The organism is Ideonella sp. P3_A4, from assembly GCF_056403075.1.
Genome location: NZ_JBFUGE010000650.1, coordinates 1 through 3,200, shown reverse-complemented (window position 1 = coordinate 3,200; position 3,200 = coordinate 1). Strand labels below are relative to the sequence as shown.

The following is a 3,200-nucleotide window of genomic DNA, read 5'->3' as shown; positions in this document are numbered from 1 at the left end:
CTGTACAGCGCCTCACGCCTCGTCAGCTCCGCCTGCTGTGCCGCGGTGACGGCCTCGACTGCGGCGTCGTCAATGCCCAGCATGTTGATCACGTTGGGATTGAGGACGCGAACACCTCCGCTGGCGATGGCGCCCATCGCGTATTCCTCATGGCCCGGTACGCCCAGCTTGCGGACGATGAACACGTCGAGCGGCGCACACAGCGCCTGCGCCACTTCGAACGCCACCGGCACCCCGCCCCGCGGCAAGGCCAGCACCAGCACATCCGACCGCCTGGCATAACCACCCAACGATGGTGCCAACACTTGGCCGGCATGCCGGCGGTCGCGAAAAACATCGATGGGCATGTGGATCCCCCTGGGCTGTGTATCCCTGCCCTGGGCAATCCGCGTTCCCTTGGTGCAGCGCTAGGGCTTGGTCGCGTCGCGCGGCCGATGCTCTTGTCGATGAACGATGCAGATGCGCTTCGGGTCGGCGATGCCTTCATCAGGTGCCCGACGCCCGCCGTTACGTCGGACTGCATCGGTAGGCCGGCATGACCAGACCGTCCTTCGACGGATAGGTCAATACCTCTTTTTTCTATCGGGTGAGGCGGGTGCCTGCCGACGTCGACTCGGTGCGACCTTCAACCCATGTGAAAATCCGCCGCTCGCCGCCGTAGTTCAATGGATAGAACGGGGACCTCCTAAGTCTCAGATGCAGGTTCGATTCCTGCCGGGGGCGCCACATTCACAACGCCAGGCAAGACGACATCGTCCCTGCGTCTTGACTCGAGCGGGCTCAACGCGTGCGCAGCGCGCGTGACAGCAGCATCACCGGGATCAGACCCACCGCCACGATGGCCAGCGAGGGCAGTGCGGCCTCGGCCAGGCGCTCATCGCGCGCGAACTGATAGGCCACCACCGCCAGCGTGTCGCTGCCGAAGGGCCGCAGCACCAAGGTCGCCGGCAGCTCCTTCATCGTGTCGACGAAGACCAGCAAGGCCGCTGCAACGGTGGTGCGACCCAGCAGCGGCAGGTGCAGCTCGACAAAGGTGCGCCGTCGGCCCGCGCCGAGCAGGCGCGCCGATTCGTCGATCGATGCCGGTACCCGTGAATAGCCCGCCTGGACGGACTGCAATGCCACGGCGGAGAAGCGCACCATGTATGCGTACAGCAGGCCGAAGGCCGTGCCGGTGACGAGCGCCGCCGCCCCCCACTGCGGCTGCCAAGCCTGCACCATGCCGGTCCACAGCAGGATGCCCACGGCCACCACGGCGCCCGGCACCGCGTAGCCCAGCGAAACCACATGCGCGGCACCGCGTAGCCAACGCGCTCGGCGGCCCTGCGAGCGGCGCAGCGTAAAGGCCAGCAGCAGTGCGAACAGCACCGCGGCCAGCGCCGCTGCAGCGGCCAGGCGGAAGCTGGCGCCAGCCCAGCCCACAAAGCGAGCCAGGTAACTGGCGGCGAGCACYGGCGAAGTGGGTGCTCCATCGTCGCCACCGCCGGTTTCGCGCCACAGCAGGCGCCCCAGCCAGGCCACCGGCAGCACGAAGCCCATCAACACCGGCAGCCCGCAGACCAGCCAGRCCAGGGCCTGCTGTGCACCACGCAAGGCCAGCGGTCGCGATGCCATGCTGCCGCTGTTGGCTGACGGCCGATTGGCGGCGAAGCGGATACGCGCTTGAGACCGCTGCTCGGCCCACAGCAGCAGCGCCACCACGACCAGCAGCACGCTGGCCAGCTGGGCCGCGGCCACATGGTCGTCCAGCACCAGCCAGGCCTTGTAGATGCCGGTGGTGAAGGTAGTCAGGCCGAAGTACGCGCCGACGCCATAGTCGGCCAGCGTTTCCATCAGCGCCAGTGCGACGCCGGCCGCCAGCGCCGGTCGGGCCATCGGCAATGCCACCTTCAGCACGCGGCGGCGCAGTGGCGCGCCCAGCAACCGGGCCGCCTCCATCATCGGCGCTGCCTGCTCGGCCAGCGCGGTGCGGGCGAGCAGATAGACATACGGGTAGAGACAGGCCACGAACAGCATCACCGCGCCACCGAGGCCGCGCACGTCCGGCCACAGCGCACCCTTGGCACCGGTGAGTGCGCGCAAGCCCACCTGCAGCGGGCCGCTGTATTGCAGCGCATCGGTATAGGCGTAAGCCAGCACGTAGGCGGGCATCGCCAGCGGCAGCAACAGCGCCCATTCGAAAAAGCGACGGCCGCGGAACTCGAACAGCGTCACGGCCGCTGCGGTGGCACCACCGACGATGGCCACGCCAAGCGCCACGGCCAGCACCAAAGCCAGCGATTGCCGGGCGTAGGTGGGCAGCACCGTCTCGAACTGTTGCTGCAGCACCGCCATCGATTGGGCATCGACGGCCACCCAGGCACCCAGAACACCCAGTACGGGCAACGCCAGCAGCAGCGCCAGCCCGATCAGCAAACCCCTCATGCCACACCCCCGCAGATTGAGGCGCGTGGGATTGACGTGGAGCAAATACGAACGATGCTCATTTTCATTGCGCCAGTATCATAAGGGTCATGTTTTTGCAATTGGATCGGGTCAGCGTCGCCTATGGCCGCAACGGCCACGGCAAGGCCGCGGTCGAGGCGGCGTCGCTGTCGCTGAGCCGGGGCCAGATCGGTGTGCTGATCGGTCCGTCCGGCTGCGGCAAGACCTCGTTGCTGCGCGCCGTAGCCGGGCTGGAGCACCTGGCAGGCGGCGCCGTCCGGCTCGACGGCCAACTGCTCAGCGACCACGCCGCCGGCACCCATGTCGCGCCAGAGGATCGCGGCATTGGCATGGTCTTCCAGGACTACGCCCTCTTCCCCCACCTCAGCGTGGCCGACAACATCGGCTTCGGCCTGGCCCATTTGCCGCGGGCCGAGCGCGATGCCCGGGTGACCGAGATGCTGGATCTCGTCGGCCTGGGCCACGCGGCCAAGCGGGCGCCGCATCAGCTGTCCGGCGGGCAGCAGCAGCGCATCGCACTGGCCCGTGCACTGGCTCGGCGACCCCGGCTGCTGCTCCTGGACGAGCCGTTCTCCAGCCTCGACGTCGACCTGCGCGAGCGCCTGGCGCATGACGTGCGCGCGATCCTGAAGCAGATCGATGCGACCGCGCTGTTCGTCACCCACGACCAGCTGGAGGCGTTTGCGATCGGCGATCTGATCGGCGTGATGCAGCGGGGTCGGCTCGAGCAATGGGACGACGCCTACGCGCTGTAC

3 protein-coding genes and 1 tRNA gene are annotated in these 3,200 nt (G+C 68.0%); 2 read left to right on the top strand and 2 right to left on the bottom strand.

From position 1 onward, the window contains the following. Nucleotides 1-347: phosphoribosyltransferase (locus tag AC1DYI_RS30540; protein ID WP_477207872.1), on the bottom strand; the 347-nt coding region annotated here is incomplete at its 3' end. Between the two features lie 304 nt (nt 348-651). Between AC1DYI_RS30540 and AC1DYI_RS30535 the strand changes: the two genes are divergently transcribed. After that, a tRNA-Arg gene (locus tag AC1DYI_RS30535) sits at nt 652-726 on the top strand. Nucleotides 727-780: 54 nt separating this feature from the next. On the opposite strand, the gene AC1DYI_RS30530 is transcribed toward AC1DYI_RS30535, so the two are convergent. After that, the gene (locus AC1DYI_RS30530; protein WP_477207871.1) at nt 781-2,424 is read right to left on the bottom strand and encodes an ABC transporter permease; all 1,644 of its coding nucleotides are present in this window, start codon (nt 2,422-2,424) and stop codon (nt 781-783) included. Between the two features lie 89 nt (nt 2,425-2,513). Between AC1DYI_RS30530 and AC1DYI_RS30525 the strand changes: the two genes are divergently transcribed. Beyond that, on the top strand, nt 2,514-3,200 hold a 687-nt coding region (locus AC1DYI_RS30525; RefSeq protein WP_477207870.1), incomplete at its 3' end, for an ABC transporter ATP-binding protein.